Consider the following 23,399-nt stretch of genomic DNA (forward strand, 5'->3'; position numbering starts at 1 on the left):
GAATGATAAGATGATCTCAAGTTAGTGATTGATCAATCACAAATAATGAAAAATGGAGCTGATGAAATGAAAAAAGCGATTGTAATAGGAGCAACAGGAGGCACGGGAGCGGCAATCACAGAGGAACTTGTCAAAAGAGGTGTAGAAACCATTGCATTTGGACGTTCTCGCCAGAAATTAGAGCAGTTCGCCAGAAAGCTTGGAAATCCGAAGCATTTGACTCTTTCTGTAGGAGACGCGATGCGACCTGGGGACATAGTAGCCCAGGCGAATGGGGCTGAAGTCATGTTCCATTGCGCGAATGTACCTTATCACGAGATGGTGAATAAGCTGATTCCTTTAGGCGAATCGGTGATGGAGGCCGCGGAACGGCTAGCTATCAAAGTTGTAGTGATTGACGGCATTTATCCGTATGGCAGAAAACAGATGGAGCTGGTTACAGAGGAGCATCCCAAGCAGCCTCATACGAAAAAAGGAAACGTTCGACTGGACTACGAACGGATGCTTTTCTGCCAACGATGGACCAAGGCTCAAGTCATGATTGTTCGCTTGCCAGATTACTATGGGCCAACGGCTAATGAAGCCTCCTATTTAGGCTCAACCTTGGAAGCCATCGCAGCTGGCAAACTGGCTTTTTTCATCGGCAACATGCAAGTCCCTCGCGAATTCGTCTATTTACCGGATGCAGCTGCAATGATTGCCGAATTGGCAGGTAAAGATTTCGCTTACGGGCAGAATTGGCATATTCCAGGTGCCGGTCTTATCTCAGGACGAGAGATCGTGCGAATTGCACAGTCGGCAAGCGGATTTGTTAAACCGATCATCCCACTAAAAAAATTAGGTCTATCGTTGATTGGCATGAGCGTCCCAGTGATGAAAGAAGTCGTCGAGATGCTTTATTTAACCGAGGAGCCCCTTGTGTTAAGCGGAGAAAAATACAAACGGTTTATCGGGCCGATCGTAGCAACACCGTTCAAGGAAGGGATAACTTCGACAATTATGGCTTTGCAGGAAAGAAGGGTATCCTCTGATCAAAAGTAATTGATTAATCGATAAAAATGTGGATTCCACATTCTACTCCTTCTTCTATGCACTATTGATTAATTTGAGACAATAAAGGATGGATTATACAAGTGGAGGGTCAGCGAAAGGAATTCCAATAGATTGAATAGAAGTATAATTTTAGAATCTGACGTAGGAGGAGAAGAAAAATGGCAGAAATTCTAATATTTCATCATGCTCTGGGTCTGACCCCGGGGATTCACAGTTTTGCCGACGAGCTTAGAAAAGAGGGACACACTGTACATGTTCCTGATCTCTATGAAGGTCATGTGTTTACGACCATCCAGGATGGCATGGCCTATGTCAAGGAGATCGGATTCGATGAGATGCTGGAGCGCGGTGTTCGTGTGGCGCATGAGCTTCCAAGAGACATCGTTTATGCAGGGTTTTCGCTGGGCGTATTGCCTGCACAGAAGCTTGCCCAGACTCGGGAGGGCGCTATTGGCACGCTGCTTTTTTACTCCTGTGTGCCAACGGCAATGTTCGGATCACCCTGGCCAGCGGAGCTGCCGGTTCAGATTCACGGCATGGAGGCTGATCCGTATTTTGTTGACGAAGGTGATTTGGAAGCGGCTCGTGAGCTCTTGGCTTCGGCCAATCAGGCCGAACTGTTTTTGTACCCGGGCGATCAACACATGTTCGCTGATAGCAGTTTATCTTCTTATGACGCTGATGCGACGGCTTTGCTTTTGCAACGCGTGATCGGATTCCTCCGTCCGATCAGGTAATGGTTTGGGTTGAGCACTCCACCCCATGAGATTTGCTGAGTGGTTCCTCTCTGAAGGGGAACTACAAGGCGCTATTTCATTGCGACAGGCTCTTTTTCGCGCGGAGGGGAACTGTGGGCCGCTCTTTTTCCGTTTTTCTAAAAGAAAACAGGATTAGCGGTCAAATAAGGCCCTGTAGTTCCGCATGACTGCGGAAACCGGCAGAATTTGCAAGAATAGCGGCCTGTAGTTCCTCAAATATGTAGTATTGATCAACTTAATGCTCGCTAGTATGTGGTTACCCCAGGGACTATTTCATCGAAATAGTCCCTTTTTGATTTTTCCAATCAGATTCTTACATGTATATGATGATGGCATGAAGCACAAGATACGCGAGAATAGATCATGAAGGAGTTCATATATGACACTGATATCAACGAATAATAACGTTCTTACTTTTATTAATGTGTTCACGGTGGAACCGGAAAATCAGGAACGTCTCATCGATTTACTTACTAGTGCAACAGATGTTTCCGTTCGATACGCGCCAGGATTTATTTCTTGCAGTTTGCACCGCGGGACAGAGGGAACGAAAGTAACGATGTATGCGCAGTGGCGAAGTGCGGAAGATTACCAAGCGATGCGAAACGACCCTAAACCTCTTCCGTATCTTCAGGAAGCAATGACGATAGCCAAGTTTGAACCGGGCAGCTATGAAGTTGTCAAAACTTTCGAACCCGCCACGCAATAAAGCAATGCCTACTTGACATCTACCTGGGGATCGTACTAATGTTAGTCCCAAGAGGTGGAATTCATGAGTAAGAAACAGGACATAATGACCGCCACACTCGACTTAATTGACGAAGAGGGACTTCAGTCGGTTACCTTCTCCAAAATATTTAAGCGAGCAAATGTAGGGTCTGGCACGATGTATAATTATTTTGCGAATAAAGAAGAACTGGTTAATGCGGTGTATAAAGAAGCACGAATGCTAATGGGGGATTACTTGATGCAGGATTATAATCCTGAAGCAAGCCTGTATGAGCGATTTAGGTGTCTTCAGTTAAATAGACTGCAGTTCGGCATTCATTATCCAAAGGAATTCATGTTTATCGACAGCTTCTCCTATTCACCGTATATCTCACCTGAGTTACGCGCGATGGACGATGCTCATAACTCCCGTGATGTGATTATCTCTTTGATTATTGAAGGCCAGAAGCAGGGGGTTTTGAAAGAAATGGACTCCCATTTGTGTCATCAGCTCATGCACGGGATGATAGCATCAATTCTAAAAGGATACTACGTAAAGAAATATCCGATGAACGAGCTCCAAATTCAACAAATTATGGAAGCTTCATGGAAAGCAATTCTCGTCTGAAAAACAGTCTTAGGAACTAGTTAGGTTCCGCGGGCTGTTTTTTTGTATAGTTGTTAGAAAAATAATTCCAAAGTTCGTGTAATGAGCATTTGTTGAATGATAGATATGGAATTATAATTCCATTTTATTGATTGGTTTGTCCGTTGCGACATTAAGAGTATTGAGTTTTTTATTGAATATATGTATTAATTCTAGGCTGGAGTTATATATCCCTTTATCTGCTTGGAATAAAAATTCCGAAAACTATTGACCTAAGGTTGCCGTAGGAGTATATTATTTATGGAACAAATATTCCAGGAGGCAACATAATATGTCTAAAGTTTGGTTGATTACAGGGAGTTCACGCGGGTTTGGTCGCAGTCTTGCAGAAGCGGTATTAGCAAAAGGTGATCAACTTGTCGCTACAGCTCGCAATACAGAGCAGATTGCCGATCTTGCAGCACGTTATGGCAGCCAGGTTCGGATCGTGCAGTTAGATGTAAATCGATTCGAGCAGGCTGAAGCTGCTATCCAGACCGCTTTCGAAACGTTCGGACGATTGGATGTCCTTGTTAATAATGCAGGCTACGGTAATGTCTCTTCTATAGAAGAAACGTCGATGGAAGATTTCCGTGCGCAGGTGGAAACGAATCTCTGGGGTGTTATTAACGTTACCAAAGTTGCACTGCCCCTGTTAAGAAAACAAGGCCATGGTCATATTGTCCAATTTTCTTCGATCGGCGGCAGAACAGGTGCACCAGGTCTTGCACCTTACCAGACAGCAAAATGGGCGGTGGAAGGTTTCTCCGAGGTGCTGTCCAAAGAGGTAGCGCCACTAGGATTAAAAGTCACGTTAATCGAACCGGGCGGTTTCCGTACCGATTGGGCAGGCTCTTCCATGCAGCATATCGAGCCTAGAGAAGAATACCGAGCCACAGTCGGCGGCTTGCTGAAACATCTTCGCGATACAACCGGTAAGGAGAACGGCGATCCGGATAAAGCCGCGCAAGCGATCATTAAGATCGTTAATGAGGAGAATCCGCCGCTTCGCTTATTGCTCGGAAGCGATGCCGTAGCCATCGCAAACGCGGTGGACCAAGGCAAGCTAGCGGAAACGAAACGCTGGCAGGCACTTAGCCAGTCGACGGATTATGTATCTAAAGAGCTGGATCCGGAAGTGTCGCGTATGTATGACGAGTTCGAAGAAAAATAAGCTTGCAACATACGCTGATTTGCCTTACAAAGTCAGAAAGAGGTTGCCTCTATGAAACTAAGTGTAAGAATTTCTTTATTATCGATGGCTGTTACAACGACCTTCGGAACGATGATGGCTGCGCCAGCGGTTAAACCGCTAGCTGTGGCTTTCCCCGGTACCAACGCGCTATTGGTACAGTGGGTCGTCACCATTTCTTCTCTATTTATTTTGCCAACCTTATTTATGGCAGGGAATTTAGGCAGACGATTTTCTCGGAAAAAAATTTTAATAGCAGGTTTGCTCATGTATATCATTGGCGGCGTTGGCCCGGCCTTCATGAATTCATTTGAAATGATCTTAGCCTTTCGGGCACTGCTGGGTCTCAGCATCGGCCTCATTTCACCAACGTTTAACGCTTTGATTGCGGAGAATTTCCAGGGCAAAGAACGATCTCGCATGAATGGCATACAGACTTCAATTAATGGCATTGGCGGAGCTATTTTTCTATCTTTTGGAGGAATTATCGCATCATTTGGATGGCGAGATGTGTTTTTAACCTATTTGTACGCCGTTGTTTTATTTCTCTTGGTTATCGCATTTTTACCTAAGTTTCCGCCGATCCAATCGGAAGTGGTAGCGAAAGGGACGGCTAAGCTTCCGAAGTTTTTCTTCGCGGTTGCGGCTGCGGCAGGGCTTCATTCGATGATGTTCACTTTGATCCCGACGAACCTTTCTCTCTATTTGTCCAATAACGGCATTGGTACCGTAGCTTCAGTAGGCTACTTGACTGCTTTCGCACTAGTTGGTGTTTTCGTGGGAGGACTTGCGGTGACCCGATTAAGCAGCATGTTAAAAAAACGGCTCGTCCCACTGGATTTAGCTGTGATGGCCGGAGGTTTCTTGCTCATCGGTTCTGCCCATACGGTGTGGACCGTTGCGGTTGCGGTATTTATGATCGGTTTGGCTGAGGGCATGTTGTTCCCTCTATCATTCATCAAAACAGCGGAAATTGTGCCTAAACTTAGCTTAACATCGGCCATTTCACTGATGCTTGCTTGTGTTTATGCCTGCCAATTTCTCAGCCCTTTATTCGTAAAAGGAATAGAACAGCTGCTTCATACGGATTCGACACGTGGTGTCTTTATGGCGATAGCTGCAGCTTTGGCTGTAAGTGCCGTAATCTACATGCCAATTGCTCGAATGAGGAAAAACGGAGCTGTGCAATCCATTTCTTAAGATGACAACATAACTATAATAAAGCAGGTGTCTGGTATGAGAAACATAGAAAAAATTTATATAGATGGAAAGTTTGTAACTCCAAGGAGTATAGATCATTTGGATCTTATTAATCCTTCTACAAGAGAAGTTTTTGGCCGTGTAACGCTCGGTAATGAAGAGGATGCTAAACTCGCCATAGCGGCGGCGAAAGCAGCATTCGCTACCTTTTCAAAAACGTCTGTGGAGGAAAGGTCCGTGATGTTACAGCGTTTGAACGATGCAATCTTAGACCGAATCGATGAGTTGGCCGAAGCGAATATCCTTGAATACGGTGCCCCTCGAATGGCATCAACCGGGAGGGTTAGATTGGCTGCGGCTAACTTGATGGATAGCAAAGAGGCGCTTGAACAGTTCGATTTTGTCCACATGATCGGCAAAGCTAAAGTTGTTTCCGAACCCGTAGGCGTTATCGGTATTATTACACCTTGGAATGCAAGTTATTCGCAGATTACGGCCAAACTAGGTGCAGCGATAGCAGCAGGATGTACAGTTGTGATTAAGCCTAGCGAATTAAGCGCCCTGCAAACGCAATTGTTAACGGAATGCTTCCATGCAGCGGACATTCCGCCAGGGGTGATCAACGTCGTGAATGGTCTTGGGACTACAGTAGGAGCCGAACTTACGCGTAATCCGGACGTAGCCATGATTAATTTTACGGGTTCAACACGGGTCGGAAAAGAAATTCGCAGAGCTACCGTAGACTCTATGAAGCGTGTAACTTTAGAGCTTGGGGGTAAATCTCCGAATATCGTACTGGACGATGCGGATTTCGCCAAAGCGATCCCTGCTGCGGTTAGATCATGTTATATGAATAATGGGCAAGCCTGCGTAGCCGGTACAAGATTGTTCGTTCCCGCGCACAGGCTGGAAGAGGTTAAGAAACTTGCAAGAGAAACCGTAGAGTCGATGAAAGTTGGACTTCCAACTGAAGCAGATACGATTCTTGGGCCACTTGTTACTGAGAAACAATACAATCAAGTTCAGCGTTACATTTTATCGGGCATTCAAGAGGGTGCTGAGTTGGTGATTGGTGGCGAAGGCCATCCACAGGGGTTAGAAGAGGGGAACTTTGTCAGACCGACGGTTTTTGCTAACGTAACGGAAGAGATGACGATCGCGAAGGAAGAAATTTTTGGACCTGTGCTTTCGATTTTAACCTTCAAAAACGAGGAAGAAGCCGTTGCGATGGCCAATAATACGGACTACGGTTTAGGGGCTTATATCAGCACGGCGAACTTGGAGAAAGCGAACGAATTGGCGTCACGTATCCAAGCGGGTGTGGTGCTCATCAACGGGGCAGGTTTTGAAATGAAAGCTCCTTTCGGCGGGTTTAAGCATTCCGGAATCGGCCGTGAATACGGCATTTACGGTCTGGAAGATTGCTTGGAAACCAAAACGATTACCGGTTTCGATCTTCCGATGTAATAGATTGAATGCATATAGGGATCAAGTTCTTGTCTGATGGCAAGAGCTTGGGTGAGGAGTGAATAGTTTGTTGATCCCTAGTTGACATGAACTGGTTAGTCAATTAACTGAGACAGGCGGCAGGTTTGCTGCTGGAATAGTAATAAGCCTCCTTAACCGGGAGGCTTTTTTGTTATAATGGCAAGATAATAGGTTTTTCGACATTTTTCTTGATAGTTACAAAGAATACGACATAAAATGCCAATAATCGTACATTCCTTTGGCCGAAAAAAGTATGATATGTTTTTCTTGATGCACTATTTTCATAGGAGGTACTAGAATGAAAGGATTTACGTTTCTTTTCCGATCCATTCGGGGAAAGATACTAGTCTCTTTTTTTATCTTCATTATAATTCCGGCTACAACTATTTTATATAGCTTTTATCAATCATCCGGCTCTGTGGTAAAAAAAGAAATACAACGCAGTAATCAAGAAGCTTTGCATCAAGTAGCCATCAATATGAATGATTTAGCAGAGCGCATGCTAAAAGCATCGAATCTTATTATGAATGATCCTGATTTCAATCAGTTTCTCGATGCAGGGACAGAATGGAACACGAACTATCAGGACCTGAGACGTTATAATATTGTACAGCAAAGACTTAGTAACGTCCGGGATATTCTGCTCGACAGCGGTGCGGTGATTGCGGTGATCGACAACCGTGGGTTTATCCATACAACCTTGTCTGAACCTAACGACCTAGGCAAACAGGCACAATTGCTCAAACAGGTGGAAAATGAGGATTGGCTGAAGGAAACGAAAGCCCAAAATGGTTGGCCGGTATGGAAGTATCCTTACGAGGGTGCCATTCAAAAGTTGGCTGGTGCCAATGAATCTTACTTTACCCTTAGCAGAGCGATTCAAGGAAACCCGAACGTGGTGGCAAATGTTCTATTTATCGGCATTCCTTCATCCGTCTTTCTAAATGTAAAAAAGCAGCCTTGGCACACAGAACATAGCAGCTTCATGCTGCTGAATGAAAAAAATCAGCGAGTTGGAGGGGAATCGCCGCTAACGCTTGAAGAGACGGACGTACTGATCAAGCGGCTGCTATTAAATGAACAGGTTGGATCGGCGAAAAGTGAGATTTCAATCCGGGATTACGCGATCAGTATGGAACAATTCCCGCGGCTTGGTTGGAAGCTTGTACAGTTTACTCCGCAAACACAGTTATGGAATCAGCTTGGGGGAATCCGCAATCAGTCCATGCTTTGGTTATTTGGTTGGTTTGTATTGTTTACAGTGGTGTTTATTTATTTCATGATTCGGTTAACAAAACCACTGAAACAACTAGTCTCGTCCATGAACCGGCTGGGAAGCGGTGACTTCCACTCCTATGTGACGATAGAGGGAAAAGACGAGTTTACAATACTCGGTAATCATTTCAATCGTATGATTGATCGCTTGCAACAGTTGATTATGAACTTATCTGAAGAGCAAAAGCGCAAGGAGGAGGCAAAACTTCAAACGCTTCAAGCGCAAATCAACCCGCATTTTTTGTTTAATACACTCAATTCAATCAAATGGATGGCGATGTTATCCGGTGCAAAACATGTGAGTCAAATGATTACGAAATTAGGTAAGCTGTTGCAGTATACGATGAAGGTTGGCGAGGAGTTTGTCACGTTGGAAGATGAGATTACGCATCTGGCGTCGTATCTTGATTTGCAGAAGATTCGATTTAACGATAACATACGTGTTCAATTCCATATTCCTAATGAACTTAACCAATTTTCGGTCTTAAAGTTTATTTTACAGCCGATTGTAGAAAACTCGATTATTCACGGGCAGAAGATGCCGTTACTTATAGAAATCTGTGCGTCAATTGAGGATGATGCCCTATTGATTAAAGTTACAGATAACGGCAATGGAATTTCGGAAGAACGACTTGAGAAACTCAGGACAGAGCTTAGCCAAGATCATGCGAGATATCGTGGGATTGGTATTTACAATGTGAACGAACGGATCAAAATGCATTTTAGCAGTGCGTATGGGATTGTGATGAACAGCTTACTTGGAGAAGGAACGGTGGTAACGGTTAAGTTACCACTGCAGTCTGTTCCAGCAGCTATTTCGGTGCAGGGGCATGCAGATAAGGAGACGAACAGAGATGATTAGAGTACTCATCGTAGATGATGAATTTCTGGTACGAGTAGGACTGAAAACGATTATTCCATGGGAACAGAACGGCTTTGAGCTTGTGGGTGAAGCAGCCAATGGCGTGGAGGCTCTACATATTCTGAAACAGCAGGAATGCCATATCGTGTTAACAGATATCCGGATGCCAAATTGTGACGGACTGCAGCTGCTAGAAGAGATGAAAAGTGTTGCACCCCAAGCGAAATGCATGATTTTATCCAATCATAACGATTTTGCGTATGTGCAGAAGGCGCTTCGTTTAGGCGCGGTCGATTATATTCTGAAGCTGACGATAGAGCCTGAAGAGCTGCTAGAGAAACTGAATCAACTTAAGGAATCGATTGAACTTGAAACAGTTAAAACCATGGAAGACTCACAACTCAAATATAAGATGACCAAATATGGAAAAGAAGCTAGGGAAAAGCGCATCAGGGAACTGCTTGTGAAGCAAAACAGCACCCGCAGTGACGTGGAAGAAGTGATGCGTGAGTTTAACCTTCGGCCTTACCGAACGCCGATTTATGTTGTGAACTTTCAATTGGACCATTACAACGAAGTAGTGGAACAGAACAAATTCCAAAGCGAAAGACTGCTGCATTTTACGGTAGCCAATATATTGACTGAAATTTTCAAGAAGTATGGCGAAGGTGAACTGATCGAAATCGAGAACGGCAAGTACTCTATCATCGTTGATCATTTACAGGACTCCATGCTGCATGAGGTTCAAGAAGCTGTAGCAGCTTTTCTGGAAGTTACAATCAGCATAGGGGTGTCCGCGCCTGTGCAAGAAATCTTGGATGTCCACCAAGGTTTTATTCAGGCTAGCGAGGCGCTCTCTTATCGGTTCTATGAAGGAGAAGGCGCTTTTATCTATTTTGAACATATTCAGGCGGTTGAGCCTGGCTCCCTTCAGGAGCCTTGGTCTGATGAAGATTGGGAGCGGCTCGTAGAGAAGAGGGATGCAGCTGGTTTGCAGCAGAAACTCGATGAGGGCTACGAGGCTATTCGAAAAGGGCCAAAGAGTAATCCAGAGCATATGAGGGAAGCATGGGTTCATCTCGTGCATTTATTAGAAGCATTTGCCCGGAAATTGGGGGGAGACCTCTATTCCGTTCCACTTCATGGAGCGATGTACCCGTATCACGCGGTGCGAAGCTTGGAGAGAATGCGAGATATATACCTCTGGTTTCATGGCTGGCTTCCTGTGTATCTGGACCAAATCAGGCTGTTTTCCAATCAGCAGTACCGCCCCGAAATTCAAGCTGTGATCAACACGATTAAAGAGCAGTTTGACCAACCGTTAAAGGTTTCGGAGCTTGCGAAAAAAGCAGGTTTTACGGAAAACTATTTAAGCGTACTTTTCAAAAAGGAAACCAGCGAAACCATTATGGACTATCTGATCCGAATCCGTATGTCTCGGGCTCGGGAGCTGCTTAAAGACCAAGCCTATAAGATTTATGAGATCTCTGAAATGGTCGGTTACGGGGACTCGACTTATTTCAGCAAGCTGTTTAAGAAAATGGAGGGTGTTTACCCACTTGAGTATCGAAAACTCTATTTGGGCAAATCGGCTTCGTAGAAAAGTCGGGTTTTTAGCAGGAAATCACCATGTTCTCACAATTCGGTATTTGTTACGCTGAAGCTGTTCAAGTGATCTTGTACAACTTTAGGAGGGGATAGACATGAATAAATGGTATAAAGGGTCAATTGCTGTCATGCTAACAGCATCTATGTTATTGACAGGTTGTGCGGCAAAGAACGATACCGCTGTTGTAAAAACAGACAAAAAAGCGGTAAAGCTCGTCGTTTGGGGAGCAGTTCCTGAGGAAACCGGTCCAAAGACCGTTGTTGAGAAGTGGAACAAAGAACATCCTGACATTCAAGTGGAATACGTTCGTTATATTAACGATGATTCAGGTAATACCAAGTTGGACACGGCGTTGATGACGCAAAGCGATGCGCCTGATATTTTCTTTAGCTATGGTGAGAATAACTTGTACCGCCGTGAAAATGCGGGGATGACGGTACCTCTTGACGATATGATTAAGAAGGAAAACTTCGACGTGGACGGCGTGATTGGGAACAATAATGTTCTGAAGTACAAAGATCAGTATCATTACTTACCAGCCTATAAGAATGTGGATTTTGTAGTATTAAATAAGAAGGCACTTGACGAAGCCGGCGAAAAAGTACCGACAGATTGGACCTGGGACGATTATTTGACGCTTGCCGGGAAGTTGAACAAAGGCGATCGAAAAGGTAGTTTCATTACACCGGGGGCTGATCTGTTGATCGGGAAATTCACGCTTGTTTCCTCCCAGCCGAAAGATTCTTTCTATAAACAGGACGGTTTGTCTAATTTCAATCATCCGGCTATGAAAAAAGGCCTAGAAATTCAAAAAGCTCTTTACGACAAAGGATATATGGTTGGTTGGGGCGAAGGACTTGCAAACAAACTGGATCCGGCGAACGAGCTTTTGACTGGCAAAGCCTCTATGGTTTATGGTGGCGCATGGATGATGCGGAGTTTGAAAGATAAAACAAAATGGCCAAGGGACTTCTCCGTTGCTTTTGCTCCAGCTCCTCAATATGAAAAAGGAACGAACGTAAACAACGGCGGTATGAACGATTTCATGTCGATTAACAAGAACAGTGCTAATAAGGATGCTGCTTTTAAATTTATTTCTTGGTACTTGACTGAGGGCAACATGGATATGGTTCCAGGCGGGCGTATTCCGACGAATAAAAAAGCGGATATGACGCAGGTCACACAAATGATTGTTGGAGACAATAAAGACATCATCGATCAAGACTCCCTAGCTAACGTATTGAAAGCGAACTACACCTTTGCCGTTCGTGAGAAAGCGGTCGCATTCCCACAAATCACCTCCATAACGAAAGAAGAAGCAGAAAAGTATTTTATGAACCAACAATCCATTGATAAGACGCTCGAAACGATGCAAAAACGGGCTGACCAAGCCATACAAGCCGATAAGAAGTAAGGCCATTCTAATAGAAGACCTGCAAACTCTTTATTCAAGAGCTTGCAGGTTTTTTTTTGTTCCATCCGGTTTTATTATAGATATCGCAGAATAAGACGGAAAACGCCAAGTTTCGACCATTCAGCTGGATTCCCCTTTTCACTACAATGAAAACAATAAAAGAAAGGAGTGGGTCAAGCCGTGAAAAAAGGATATCAGAAACATCAATATAGAGATAATTTGGCTGGATATTTATTTATTTTGCCTAACTTTATAGGGGTACTTGTGTTTATTCTTGTCCCGCTGATCATCAGTTTAATGATGGTGTTTATGGATTGGGACTATTTGCAAGGAATGGCAGGCATTCAGTGGGTTTGGGTAGACAATTTCATTCAACTTGTTCATGATGAACTTTTCTGGCAGTCACTAGAGAATAACGTTATTTTCACCGGTATAACGGTGCCGGCAGCGATGCTGTTGGGCTTAATCATAGCGGTCATTCTAAATCAATTTGTGTATCTTAAAAATTTCCTTCGCGTACTCTTTTTCTTGCCGTATGTGAGCAGTATCGTAGCGATTTCGATTGTATGGAGTGTACTGTATAACCCGACGCAAGGGCCTATTAACCAATTTCTAAAATCGTTAGGCATTCAGCAGCTTCCGGGCTGGCTTGCAAGTCAGCATTGGGCACTGCCTGCAATCATGATTATGGTGATTTGGACGTACACGGGGTATACGATGGTCTTGTACATGGCTGGGATTCAGGGCATATCCAAAGACTTGTACGAGGCAGCAGATATTGATGGCGCGACAAAGTTTAGGCAGTTTTTCAATATTACGATGCCCATGTTGAAGCCCACGAGCTTTCTTATTGCCGTGACACTGGTTATTTCTACATTCCAGGTGTTTGCTGCCGTTTCCGTTATGACAAAAGGCGGGCCGTTGAACTCTACCATGGTGCTGTCTTATTACATTTATGTTCAAGCCTTTCAATACTATAAGGTTGGTTATGCAGCGGCGATGTCTTGGATACTGTTTATCATTATTTTCATCATTACGATGATCCAATGGAAAGGTCAGAAAAAATGGCAGGATCAATTCTAAAAGGAGGAGAAATCATGGGGGCTTTATCCGTACGTAAAATCATGACGAAGACGGTATTAACGATCATTTTCACAGGGCTCGGAATTGTGATGATTGCGCCGTTCTTATGGATGCTTTCAGCATCGTTCAAGCTGCAGTCCGAGATTTTTAAAGTGCCGATTGAATGGATTCCGCACGTGATTCATTTTGATAGCTATCTAGAAGTTTGGGCAGGGAAACATCCTTTCTACGAATACTATTGGAATTCAATTAAAATCACTTGTTTGACCGTGCTGGGTACGCTGGTGACAAGTTCCATGGCTGGTTTCGCGTTCGCAAAGCTGAACTTTAAAGGGAAAGAAGCGCTGTTTCTTATCTACTTGTCAACAATGATTATTCCTACACAGATTCTGCTGGTGCCAAGGTTTATTCTGTTTGATAAATTGCATTTGGTAAATACCCATGCGGCAATCATTCTGCCGGGTCTGTTTTCGGTACTGGGGACTTTCATTATGAGACAGTTCTTCAGCACGCTGCCGAACGAATTGCTGGAAGCTTCGAAAGTCGATGGTGCCAGTATTTTTCGGACGTATTTGCAGATTTGTCTTCCTTTAACGAAGCCCGCTTTAGTATCACTTCTTATTCTTAGTTTCACGTGGCACTGGAACGAATACGAGGGACCGCTTATTTTCCTGCGGACTAATTCCCTCTACACGCTGCCGCTTGCTCTGACTAATTTTGTGGATGAGAACACGACGAACTATACAGCAATTATGGCGGCTTCGGTTTCCTCGCTGCTTCCGCTCATTATACTTGTCGCTTTCTTTCAACGGTGGTTTGTTGAGGGAATTGCTAGCTCGGGAGTAAAAGGATAGGCACATTCACGTCGAAAGGCAAGAATTTCGCAACATATTATTACAAAATGGGGCACTTTTGAATGAAGAACACGGCGTTTCTTAGGCATGTTATCGACAATAAGCACTAAAGCAGAGAGTTAAGCGCTAACACGGCTTAACTCTTTTGTCTTTTTTGAAATTTTCACAGGAATTTTATGGTGCAAAAGGATGAATTTTTATTTGGTCATTCCAATCCGGTTGACATTTTTTTCCGACAAATGGTTAGGTCTAAATGATCAAACGTATAGATCGTAACTCCTGAAATTGGATATTCTATCATTGATAAAGACAGAAAACTACAAAAATAGCGAATTATATAGTCATGTAGTGCTCTTTTGACTGTAAGAATTTAACTGTTATGATTATGGTAAACATGGGTATTGTTGAAGGAGCCAAATACAAATATCGGTTAAAGGATGATTACGCAGATGAGAAAGATGTTCTCAGGTGAGAGTAGGGTCTTTTACTTGTACCGGTTTATTTCGCTGGCTGGGACCTCACTAGTGTATGCGATTGAGGATCGTGGTCCCCCGCTAGGTGTCAAAATAGGCATCATCCTCGTGTTGTTCATCTTTGCTACGTGGATTACAGACATGTACACCCAAAGCGGCAAAGCCTCTCGCACAATTAAAATAACCGTAGGCTTGGAAATGACGGGAATGATGGTCCTCCATCTTCTAAGCGGCGGTATGGACAGTCCGTTTCTGTGGTGTGTTTTCAACCCCGCTTGGATGGCTGCCAGTTATCTTTCCTCTGCCTATTGCTGGTTCATGATGCTAAGTTACTTTTTGTTTATTACGGCTTTTTCCTATTTTTTTACGAACGGGCAAATGGAGACACTTGGCAGTATGCTGCTAAGTGAAAATCGGTTTTACCTGATGTTGTTGTTTATGACGCTCACCATTCAATTATTGGCCGGTGTTAAAAATCGTCTTGAGATTGCGAACGCTCGAACCAATGAAACGATGGAGCATATGAAGTCACTCTATCAAATTGTGGAGGCAGCAACTCATAGTGACTCTGAGAACTTGAAAATTATTTTTGCTGAGTTTGCTTTAAAGTTGACCAAGCTGAAGATGTCTTTTTTCTGGGATGTCAATGGGCATGCCAAACCTGATCAACTGATTACACAAGGTGTCTTGCCAATTGGTATTGAAACATCCCTTTCCGAAGCTTTTGACATGCAAGAAGCCGAGCTTAGAAGGCTCGAATCCAGCAGGCTGATGAGTCTGGCGGAATATGGTGACTTTCTTGTGATGCCAATCAGATCGTCGACCCGGTTCTGGGGAGTCATGGGCGTTAAGATTGAGCCTGCCAGCTACGAGGAAGGCAGGCAGATGTATATTCAACAGCTTGGTTTTCTATCCGAGCTTTGCTCAGTCATTCTGGAAAGGCACCAACTGGAACGAATCGAAAATCAGTTGATGATTATCGAGGAACAGAATCGGATTGCCGATGAGATGCATGATAGTGTTTCGCAGTACATTTTCGGAATTGTTTATGCCGTGCATTCGCTGAGCCGCAAGTGGAAAGAGATTTCGAGAGATCAGATCAAAGAGCAGCTGCAACTCATTCAAGAGTCTTCCGTAGCCGCTTCGCAAGAACTTCGTTCGACGATTTATAGTCTCAGTTCCAGAAAAAATGGCGGTGATTTTTGGATTACGACCGTCAAATCACATCTGGACAGCGTGTCCAAGCTGCATGCAGTGAAAGTGAATTTGCATGTAACCGGCGATGATCATCGTCTGCATGTGAATTATCAAAAGGCTTTGTTTCGTATTATTTCAGAATCCACGGGTAATGCCATTCGCCATGGGCGCAGCACACTCATCAAGGTTGAGCTCCGTATTAAGCCGGATGAGGTGAGTCTTTCCGTTTTGGATAACGGAATTGGCTTCAGTGTAAAAGAACGATTGTCAGATCCTAAAGCAGTTGGTCTAGGCGTTAATAACATGGAACTGCTCGTCCAGTCACTCGGTGGAACCATTAGTATTCAGAGCACACAAGGAAAAGGTACTCATATTCAACTGACCATCCCATTTCAACCACAGGACAACAAGGAGCTCAATGAACTTGAGATGATGGGCTAAACAAGGTCAAGTAGGCTATTCCCATTCAAACGAAAGCAGGTGGAACTTTGAAAGTTGTTATCGTAGATGATCATCCGTTGGTGCGTAGAGGATTGTCAGCTGTGCTAAAGCTTGAAGCAAACATCGAAATTTCTGGTGAATCGGAGACGGTGGAGCAAGCATTGGAGCTAATCAAGGAAACAAAACCGGATTTGGCTATTGTGGATCTAAAGTTAGGGAATCGCTCTGGTCTTGAAGTGGTGGAGAATATTAAGGATACACCTTGCCGAAGCATCATTTTGACTTCATCGACGTTGGAGCAGGATGTAAGAAAAGCAGAGGCTGTGGGTGCGGATGGTTATGTACTCAAAGAAGCGCTTCCAGAAGAGCTGCTTTTGGCTATTAAATTGATTTTCAAAGGGAAAAAGTATTTTGATCCAGGTCTCATGGAAATGTTGTTTAAGAAAGAGGAAGAAGACAGCTTCAGCAAGTTAACGCCGAAAGAGCGGGAAGTGTTGATTGGTCTAGGAGAAGGTTTATCCAATCAAGGTATGGCTAAGAAACTAATGGTGACGGAGTTTACCGTTAAGAAACATGTGAGCCAAATTCTAAATAAGCTGTGTGTCAACGATCGTACGCAAGCAGCATTGTTAGCGCAGTCCAAAGGATTAGTCAGCGGTTTTCAGTGAGTCTTCGCAGCCATATGGTTCGAAAGTATACCATCGCTTTATTACATATAGGTAAGGGTGGATACACGAAATAGACCCAAAAATTATAATTTCGAGTAATATCATAATTTTGGGAATTCATTTAGTATTTGACTATAACCAATTAAATGACAAAAAGCGGCATTCTTCATTCCATTTGGTAGAGTGCTTCAGCTAGCTTGCATGCTAGTTATCACCGTCGAATAGTGATTGTAGAATGCTCTGTATAAAAGGAGTGATTGAATGTCGTTTCGATAGGTGGGGATGAGAAGAATAAAACGCTTTCATTACAAACATCTTAACTGAAAGTTTTATTAAAAGCAAGACTGTATTTCTTGATTTATCAACTATTTTTTCGGGAGGGAACCATGGAGAAATCGATCTTGGATTACTTTGTACTCATTCGCAAAAAGCTGTGGATGATTGCGTTGTTCGTTCTTCTCTCGTGCCTGACAACCTTCTATGTCAGCAAAACATTTGTTGAGCCTGTTTACAAGGCGAATACACAAGTTTTGGTAAGCAGTACGTTTAAGAGTGAAGAGAAAATAGATCTGAATGATGTATCGATGAACATGAATTTAGTTGAGAGCTACAAGGAAATCATTAAATCGGATCAGATCATTCAGAAGCTTCTGACCGATCACCCGGAATTCGGTATGACGCAGAAAGAGCTGTTGAAGAACTTGAAGGTAAGCTCAACGGATAAAACGCAAATTATTAAAATCGAGATGGAAGATCCTAGTTATGAGAAAGCCGTCGCGATGACGAAAACACTTGCGGATACATTCATGAGCGAAGTACCGTCCTTGATGAATATGAACAATGTCAAAATACTTTCCAGTTCAGATCCAGCTGTGAAACCTTTGCCGGCGAACGCTAGTATTGTCATTAACCTGGCGTTGAGTTTTGTTTTATCGGCAATGGCAGCTATTGGTGTGTTTTTCTTTTTTGAAAATATCAATGATACGATTCGCTCTGAAAAAGAGGCTGAGTTCATTGTGGGCCTACCCGTTCTTGCTTCCATCGGAACGATAAAGAAAGGCAAAGCAACAAAAGCTTCCAAAGCGATAAGCAGAGAGGTAGGGGAACAGACGTATGTTACAGCTAAGTAATGTGCTTGTGACGGAATTAGATCCGATTTCACCGGTTTCCGAATCCTATCGCTCTTTACGAACGGCGGTGCGCTTTAAGAAGATTGCACCCGCTGATCAAGGGTTGGGAATGGTGCTGATGATGGCCTCGCCCAAGTCGCAAGAAGGCAAGACGACGACGCTTGCTAATCTTGCCGTAACGTATGCGCAGGAAGGCAAGTCTGTTGTGATCATTGATGGCAACTTGCGCCAGCCAGCGCTGCATAAACTGTTTGGTATGAATAATACAAAAGGCTTGCTCCAATTTTTCCAAAAAGGGCTTGCTATCGACGATGTCATCACACCGACAGGAATCATGGGACTTGATCTGATCGCTGCCGGCGGTCAACCGATTAATCCGTCGGAGTTGGTAGGTTCCTCCCAGATGTTGAATCTGATGAACCAATTGAAGCAGCGATATGAAGTGATCCTTATCGATTCACCGTCAACGCTTGATTATACAGATGCAAGTTTGCTCTCGGAGTACAGTGATGGCGTACTGCTGGTCACAAGGAACGGTAAAACTAAGCGGGAATGGGCAAAACAAGCAAGAACACAGCTCGAACAATCAGGAGCCCGCATGCTAGGTATGGTTTTCAACCAATAATTGAATATGTACGCTTAGGAGGATGAGAAGGATGAAGACGGTCAAGAAAGCAATTATTCCGGCTGCGGGGTTAGGAACGAGATTTCTACCCGCCACGAAGGCGATGCCCAAAGAGATGCTCCCAATCATCAACAAACCAACTATTCAATACATCGTGGAAGAAGCCATCGAATCCGGAATCGAAGATATTATTATCGTCACCGGTAAAGGAAAGAGAGCCATCGAAGATCATTTCGATAATGCTTTCGAGCTTGAGAACAAGCTGATGGAAACGGGGAAGCTGGAGCTCTTGAAAGAAGTTCAGCGTTCATCCAAGGTAGAAATTCATTATATTCGTCAAAAAGAACCCAAGGGACTGGGGCATGCGGTCTGGTGTGCAAGAAGGTTCATCGGAAATGAACCCTTCGCTGTACTGCTGGGCGATGATATTGTCACAGGGAAGGTACCCTGCTTAAAACAACTCATTCAACAATATGAATTATCAGAAAATTCCGTCATTGGCGTTCAAAAAGTACCGCCAGAACTAACGAATCGTTACGGTATCATTGATCCTGGCGAGCAAGATAATCGCCTCTATCAAGTGAAAGACTTTATTGAAAAACCTAAATTAGGCACAGCACCTTCCAATCTTGCCATTATGGGGAGATATGTGTTCTCTCCTAAAATCTTTGAATTTTTGGAGCTTCAGGAAAAAGGCGCCGGCGGAGAAATTCAGCTGACAGACGCGATTCAGAAGCTTAATAAAATAGAACGTGTTCTTGCTTATCATTTTGACGGTATCCGTTATGATGTGGGTGAACGACTTGGTTATATTCTTACCACAATGGCTTTCGCACTAGAGAGCAAAGATCTTCGGTTAGATGTGCTTGATGCGATGGCTTCACTGCTTGTTAAGGAGAAATATGCACCTATCTTAGAACACTTGGGAGGTGACGATTATGAGCTTGCGAGAACTGCAGGAGGAATATGAGTACTATTATCCGGCTGCTACGAGATTGCAGGAAAGAAAGAGCGTAACTTCCTATTCCTTTATGAAGCGTACGCTAGATATTGTTCTTTCTTTAGCAGGTCTTATTTTCTTGATGCCTTTGTTTATCGTAGTTGCAGTTTGGATCAAGCTGGAAGATCCAGACGGGTCCGTTTTCTTCAAGCAAAATAGGGTTGGCAAAGATGAAACTTTGTTTCCGATGTATAAATTCCGTTCTATGGTGGCTAACGCCGAAGCATTAAAGCAGCAGTTAATGAGCCAAAATGAAGTCGAAGGCGCGATGTTCAAAATGAAAAATGATCCTCGCGTGACTCGCGTCGGCCGAGTGCTTCGCAAAACGAGCATTGATGAGCTGCCGCAATTGTGGAACGTACTCATCGGTGATATGAGCTTGGTTGGTCCTAGACCGGCTTTGCCAAGTGAAGTGAAAGAGTACACCACCTATGACAAGAAACGCTTGGCTGTCACACCTGGCTGTACGGGTTTATGGCAAGTAAGCGGCAGAAGCAATCTAAGCTTTGAGCAAATGGTCGAGCTTGATTTGACTTATATTCGTAATCGCAGCATTTTCTATGATTTGAAAATTATTATGAAAACCGTATCGGTCCTTCTTGGTTCCAAAGACGCGTTTTAAAAAAAGTAGAAAAGGAGTACCGCAATGGTGCATGATCAGCCAAAACCAAGGGTATCAATTGTCATCTGTACCTATAATCGCGCGGATTTGCTTCAGATCACACTGGACGCACTGCCTGCATTAACTGCAATAGATATGGCTGAGATTCTTATTGTGGATAACAATTCCACGGATCACACGCGAGAGATCTCCGAGTCATTTGCCCTTCGACAAGCGGGGGGGCTGCGTGTTCGCTATCTATTTGAACAAACGCAAGGACTGTCGGCTGCGCGAAATAGAGGCATACAAGAAGCAAAGGGCGAGTTTATCGCGTATCTCGATGATGATGCGGTTCCTTGTTTGGAATGGATTCGCACGATTGTGGACACCTTTGATCATCGGCATGATGTGTATGCCATAGGTGGCATGATTCGTCCGAAGTTCGAAAGCGAGAGACCGGCATGGCTGATCAAATCGCTTGAACTTCCTTATACGATTGTAGATCGGGGAGAAGACGTTCATGAATATCCGATAAATAAGCATCCCTTCGGAGCGAATATGGCTGTTCGCAAAACGTTTCATGATACTTATTTGTTTCCAACCGACCTTGGAAGAAAGGGAACGCTCTTGCTGTCCGGTGAGGAGTCTTGGCTCTTCGAACAAATGAAACAGGAAAGAAAGACGATCCTTTATCATCCTTCCATGGTCGTGGATCACTTCATCCCCGACAATCGCTTAACGAAAGACTGGATCAAGCAGCGTTATTATTATCAAGGGATTACGAACGGTTCGATGCACAAAGGATTTATGAGTAAAATAGCGCTTCTCGTTAATGTTGCTTGCAGGGTACTCTACATTGCTGTTAATGCCTTGTTTGCACATACAGAAGGTGAAAAATTACTCATTGCTTGCCGGATGCAAAGTATAAAAGGCACATTGCTCACGATGCGTAGTCGTGTGAAAATGCGCTTGACAGGGTGAGGATACGGATGACGCAGGTTTTTCCAATACAGCTCAAAAAACCGATGTACTATGCTGCGTTCTATGTCCTGCTTGCAGTGATTATGGGGGTAGCGGCTGTTTATCAGCCTATAATCAGTATGTTGGCGTTGGCCGTAATTTTCATGTGCATCTATGCCATTTACCAACCGGAAAAAATGAGTTACATGGTCCTGCTTTCAACCGCCATATCGATCAACTACATTGTTGAGGCGAATTTCCCAGGGCTGGAGATCCTTTCCCTTTACAAGCTAGGGATTCTCATTCTATTAGTTCCCAGCATGCTGCAAAATGGACTTCGAATGAAGTTCATATACCCCATAGTAGCAATTGCTGGCATGTTGTTCATTACACTCTTTTTCTCAGAATGGCATCCGAGATTGACGCTTTCTATTACCTTGAAAGCCTTCATCGGACTCGCGCTTCCCTTCTTTTTTCTCATGATCAAATGGAAAAAGGAAACAGCGGAAAAGCATATCCGGATCATCTGTTTGCTCCCAGTGGTAAGCGTAGTGACTGGGGCAGTCCTTCAGTTGGTTCATTTGTATTCATTTCTCAATGTAGAGTTCACGGGAGCCATCCGAATACAAGGGGCGAATATCGCACCTCATTTGGCGATGTTAGCTTTTCTTGGGATCACCGTTGCTTTAATTGAAACCAAACGTAATCCGCAGAATGCGAAATTCTTGTATTGTACATTGGCTGCCAACTTTGCGATTCTGATCGCTACGGGAACCAGAGGACCAATACTCGCCATGCTGGCTATGGCGGGGTACTATTTCTTCGATATGGTGAAGCAGTATATCAAAGGAAAGCTCATCTTATTAATCCCGTTGGTCTGTTCCATAGCCTTAATTGGCGGAGCCGTGTATCTGCAGTGGGACAATATGACGAAGCGCTCCTTTGAACGCCAGACGGGCACGGGCATCGATTTATCCGGAAGGACGGAGGCGTGGAACTACTTTCTAAAGGGAGTGAAAGACTCTCCGATGACAGGAAGAGGCCTTGGCGCAGTTACTGTCGCGAACGACGGCAGTTTGTACGTCGGTTTTGTGGTTCCGCATAACGAATATATCCGCTTCTATTATGATTCCGGTTATATAGGCTGCATCCTGCTGTTTCTATCGCTGCTTGTGTTATTTCGAATGATTTATCGCGTCATTCCACAGCGAATTAAAATTTATTATGCAGCATTCATTCTGGCATTCTTTCTGTATTCCTTGTCGGATAATACATTATCCACGATTCAATTCATCATTCCTTTTTGCTGGTATTTGAATGGTTTGTATATTCTCTCGACGACAAATTCGAAAAAAGAAGAGTTGATCTGATGAGTAGAGTGACTATGTTCGATGTTCATTTTGATAACTATGACTTTCTGGACTTGCTTGCTTATATGGATGAGGTCATTCGCCAGAATAATCATTCTTACATTTTAACCTGCAATGTCGATCATCTAATTAAGCTCAGAAAAGATGCTGAGTTTCAAAAGGTATATTCAGATGCGGGTGCGATTGTGGCGGATGGCATGCCAATTATTTGGGCATCGAAGATGCTTCGTAAACCGCTCAAGCAAAAGGTGTCCGGATCTGATTTGTTCGCAAAATTAGGGGAAGCTTTCGCGGAACGCCAATATAAGCTTTTCTTCTTAGGGTCAGCGGCCGGAATTCCAGAACAAGCAGTTAAGAATCTGAAGCTCGTATTTCCAAATTTGAACATCGTGGGCTGCTACTCACCTTCTTATGGATTCGAGAAGAAAAAGGATGAGAATGAGCGTATTGTTCAAATGCTGATTGATGCGCAGCCAGATATCGTGTTTGTCGGCGTTGGCGCACCGAAACAAGAAAAATGGATATATCAAAACTATCTCCAATATAAAGTGCCGATTTCAATTGGTGTAGGCGCAACCTTCGATTTCCTTTCGGGCACCGTCAAGCGAGCCCCGAACATTATGCAGAGAACAGGGTTTGAATGGTTTTGGCGGCTTGTGCAAGAACCTCGGCGGCTGTGGAAGCGTTACTTGGTACACGATGCGATGTTTGCAGTTCTGCTATGGCGCGAGGTTGTTAAGCAGTTCAAGCTGAAACGGGAGGGGACGGGAGTCAATAGTGGATGATTTCAGC

The 23,399-nt window shown here is 44.0% G+C and carries 21 protein-coding genes; all 21 read left to right on the forward strand.

Annotation, left to right across the window (positions count from 1 at the left end):
* Nucleotides 1-66: 66 nt before the first annotated feature.
* Nucleotides 67-1,041 (forward strand): SDR family NAD(P)-dependent oxidoreductase, encoded by a 975-nt coding sequence (locus tag RQP52_RS00265; protein ID WP_315948687.1) that lies wholly within the window; start codon nt 67-69, stop codon nt 1,039-1,041.
* A 170-nt stretch (nt 1,042-1,211) separates the two neighbouring features.
* A complete protein-coding gene (locus tag RQP52_RS00270) occupies nt 1,212-1,790 on the forward strand; it encodes a dienelactone hydrolase family protein (protein ID WP_315948688.1) in 579 nt (192 codons plus the stop codon).
* Nucleotides 1,791-2,190: 400 nt separating this feature from the next.
* A complete protein-coding gene (locus RQP52_RS00275) occupies nt 2,191-2,520 on the forward strand; it encodes an antibiotic biosynthesis monooxygenase family protein (protein ID WP_315948690.1) in 330 nt (109 codons plus the stop codon).
* 63 nt (nt 2,521-2,583) lie between these two features.
* Nucleotides 2,584-3,147, forward strand: a complete 564-nt coding sequence (locus RQP52_RS00280; protein WP_315948691.1) for a TetR/AcrR family transcriptional regulator — start codon at nt 2,584-2,586, stop codon at nt 3,145-3,147.
* A 310-nt stretch (nt 3,148-3,457) separates the two neighbouring features.
* The gene (locus RQP52_RS00285) at nt 3,458-4,339 is read left to right on the forward strand and encodes an oxidoreductase (RefSeq protein ID WP_315948692.1); all 882 of its coding nucleotides are present in this window, start codon (nt 3,458-3,460) and stop codon (nt 4,337-4,339) included.
* 51 nt (nt 4,340-4,390) lie between these two features.
* Nucleotides 4,391-5,557: an MFS transporter gene (locus RQP52_RS00290; protein WP_315948693.1), complete on the forward strand. Its 1,167-nt coding sequence runs from the start codon at nt 4,391-4,393 to the stop codon at nt 5,555-5,557.
* 36 nt (nt 5,558-5,593) lie between these two features.
* On the forward strand, nt 5,594-7,024 hold the full coding sequence (locus tag RQP52_RS00295) for an aldehyde dehydrogenase family protein (RefSeq protein WP_315948695.1): 1,431 nt from the start codon (nt 5,594-5,596) through the stop codon (nt 7,022-7,024).
* Nucleotides 7,025-7,343: 319 nt separating this feature from the next.
* Nucleotides 7,344-9,182 (forward strand): cache domain-containing sensor histidine kinase, encoded by a 1,839-nt coding sequence (locus RQP52_RS00300; RefSeq protein WP_315948697.1) that lies wholly within the window; start codon nt 7,344-7,346, stop codon nt 9,180-9,182.
* Nucleotides 9,175-10,782 carry a response regulator gene (locus RQP52_RS00305; RefSeq protein ID WP_315948699.1) on the forward strand — a complete coding sequence of 536 codons (1,608 nt, stop codon included), beginning with the start codon at nt 9,175-9,177 and terminating at the stop codon, nt 10,780-10,782. The genes RQP52_RS00300 and RQP52_RS00305 overlap by 8 nt, the downstream gene beginning before the upstream one ends.
* A 103-nt stretch (nt 10,783-10,885) precedes the next feature.
* Entirely contained in the window at nt 10,886-12,205 is a 1,320-nt protein-coding gene (locus RQP52_RS00310) for an ABC transporter substrate-binding protein (RefSeq protein ID WP_315948701.1), read from the forward strand.
* A 180-nt stretch (nt 12,206-12,385) separates the two neighbouring features.
* A complete protein-coding gene (locus RQP52_RS00315) occupies nt 12,386-13,288 on the forward strand; it encodes a carbohydrate ABC transporter permease (protein WP_315948702.1) in 903 nt (300 codons plus the stop codon).
* Nucleotides 13,289-13,302: 14 nt separating this feature from the next.
* Nucleotides 13,303-14,142 carry a carbohydrate ABC transporter permease gene (locus RQP52_RS00320; RefSeq protein WP_315948703.1) on the forward strand — a complete coding sequence of 280 codons (840 nt, stop codon included), beginning with the start codon at nt 13,303-13,305 and terminating at the stop codon, nt 14,140-14,142.
* 449 nt (nt 14,143-14,591) lie between these two features.
* The gene (locus RQP52_RS00325; RefSeq protein ID WP_315948705.1) at nt 14,592-16,253 is read left to right on the forward strand and encodes a sensor histidine kinase; all 1,662 of its coding nucleotides are present in this window, start codon (nt 14,592-14,594) and stop codon (nt 16,251-16,253) included.
* Nucleotides 16,254-16,300: 47 nt separating this feature from the next.
* A complete protein-coding gene (locus RQP52_RS00330; protein ID WP_315948707.1) occupies nt 16,301-16,921 on the forward strand; it encodes a response regulator transcription factor in 621 nt (206 codons plus the stop codon).
* Nucleotides 16,922-17,307: 386 nt separating this feature from the next.
* Nucleotides 17,308-18,051: a YveK family protein gene (locus tag RQP52_RS00335; RefSeq protein ID WP_315948709.1), complete on the forward strand. Its 744-nt coding sequence runs from the start codon at nt 17,308-17,310 to the stop codon at nt 18,049-18,051.
* Nucleotides 18,035-18,676, forward strand: a complete 642-nt coding sequence (locus RQP52_RS00340) for a CpsD/CapB family tyrosine-protein kinase (RefSeq protein ID WP_315948711.1) — start codon at nt 18,035-18,037, stop codon at nt 18,674-18,676. Before RQP52_RS00335 ends, RQP52_RS00340 begins: the two co-directional genes overlap by 17 nt.
* 31 nt (nt 18,677-18,707) lie before the next feature.
* Nucleotides 18,708-19,646, forward strand: coding sequence for a UTP--glucose-1-phosphate uridylyltransferase GalU (galU, locus tag RQP52_RS00345; protein WP_315948713.1), 939 nt, complete (start codon nt 18,708-18,710; stop codon nt 19,644-19,646).
* Entirely contained in the window at nt 19,615-20,298 is a 684-nt protein-coding gene (locus tag RQP52_RS00350; protein WP_315948715.1) for a sugar transferase, read from the forward strand. Before galU ends, RQP52_RS00350 begins: the two co-directional genes overlap by 32 nt.
* A 24-nt stretch (nt 20,299-20,322) precedes the next feature.
* The gene (locus RQP52_RS00355; protein ID WP_315948716.1) at nt 20,323-21,258 is read left to right on the forward strand and encodes a glycosyltransferase; all 936 of its coding nucleotides are present in this window, start codon (nt 20,323-20,325) and stop codon (nt 21,256-21,258) included.
* An 8-nt stretch (nt 21,259-21,266) separates the two neighbouring features.
* Nucleotides 21,267-22,607 (forward strand): O-antigen ligase family protein, encoded by a 1,341-nt coding sequence (locus RQP52_RS00360; RefSeq protein ID WP_315948717.1) that lies wholly within the window; start codon nt 21,267-21,269, stop codon nt 22,605-22,607.
* Nucleotides 22,607-23,392 (forward strand): WecB/TagA/CpsF family glycosyltransferase, encoded by a 786-nt coding sequence (locus RQP52_RS00365; RefSeq protein WP_315948719.1) that lies wholly within the window; start codon nt 22,607-22,609, stop codon nt 23,390-23,392. The genes RQP52_RS00360 and RQP52_RS00365 overlap by 1 nt, the downstream gene beginning before the upstream one ends.
* The last annotated feature ends 7 nt before the right edge of the window (nt 23,393-23,399 follow it).

It is taken from the genome of Paenibacillus violae (assembly GCF_032461945.1).
Taxonomy (GTDB): domain Bacteria; phylum Bacillota; class Bacilli; order Paenibacillales; family NBRC-103111; genus Paenibacillus_E; species Paenibacillus_E violae.

Excerpts from the sequence above, each read along its gene's own strand:
- RQP52_RS00290 (WP_315948693.1), top strand. The coding sequence starts at position 4,391 with ATGAAACTAAGTGTAAGAATTTCTTTATTATCGATGGCTGTTACAACG.
- RQP52_RS00305 (WP_315948699.1), top strand. The coding sequence starts at position 9,175 with ATGATTAGAGTACTCATCGTAGATGATGAATTTCTGGTACGAGTAGGA.
- RQP52_RS00350 (WP_315948715.1), top strand. The coding sequence starts at position 19,615 with ATGAGCTTGCGAGAACTGCAGGAGGAATATGAGTACTATTATCCGGCT.
- RQP52_RS00310 (WP_315948701.1), top strand. The coding sequence starts at position 10,886 with ATGAATAAATGGTATAAAGGGTCAATTGCTGTCATGCTAACAGCATCT.
- RQP52_RS00280 (WP_315948691.1), top strand. The coding sequence starts at position 2,584 with ATGAGTAAGAAACAGGACATAATGACCGCCACACTCGACTTAATTGAC.
- RQP52_RS00355 (WP_315948716.1), top strand. The coding sequence starts at position 20,323 with ATGGTGCATGATCAGCCAAAACCAAGGGTATCAATTGTCATCTGTACC.
- RQP52_RS00335 (WP_315948709.1), top strand. The coding sequence starts at position 17,308 with ATGGAGAAATCGATCTTGGATTACTTTGTACTCATTCGCAAAAAGCTG.
- RQP52_RS00285 (WP_315948692.1), top strand. The coding sequence starts at position 3,458 with ATGTCTAAAGTTTGGTTGATTACAGGGAGTTCACGCGGGTTTGGTCGC.
- RQP52_RS00320 (WP_315948703.1), top strand. The coding sequence starts at position 13,303 with ATGGGGGCTTTATCCGTACGTAAAATCATGACGAAGACGGTATTAACG.
- RQP52_RS00300 (WP_315948697.1), top strand. The coding sequence starts at position 7,344 with ATGAAAGGATTTACGTTTCTTTTCCGATCCATTCGGGGAAAGATACTA.
- galU (WP_315948713.1), top strand. The coding sequence starts at position 18,708 with ATGAAGACGGTCAAGAAAGCAATTATTCCGGCTGCGGGGTTAGGAACG.
- RQP52_RS00325 (WP_315948705.1), top strand. The coding sequence starts at position 14,592 with ATGAGAAAGATGTTCTCAGGTGAGAGTAGGGTCTTTTACTTGTACCGG.
- RQP52_RS00340 (WP_315948711.1), top strand. The coding sequence starts at position 18,035 with ATGTTACAGCTAAGTAATGTGCTTGTGACGGAATTAGATCCGATTTCA.
- RQP52_RS00365 (WP_315948719.1), top strand. The coding sequence starts at position 22,607 with ATGAGTAGAGTGACTATGTTCGATGTTCATTTTGATAACTATGACTTT.
- RQP52_RS00275 (WP_315948690.1), top strand. The coding sequence starts at position 2,191 with ATGACACTGATATCAACGAATAATAACGTTCTTACTTTTATTAATGTG.
- RQP52_RS00295 (WP_315948695.1), top strand. The coding sequence starts at position 5,594 with ATGAGAAACATAGAAAAAATTTATATAGATGGAAAGTTTGTAACTCCA.
- RQP52_RS00360 (WP_315948717.1), top strand. The coding sequence starts at position 21,267 with ATGACGCAGGTTTTTCCAATACAGCTCAAAAAACCGATGTACTATGCT.
- RQP52_RS00265 (WP_315948687.1), top strand. The coding sequence starts at position 67 with ATGAAAAAAGCGATTGTAATAGGAGCAACAGGAGGCACGGGAGCGGCA.
- RQP52_RS00270 (WP_315948688.1), top strand. The coding sequence starts at position 1,212 with ATGGCAGAAATTCTAATATTTCATCATGCTCTGGGTCTGACCCCGGGG.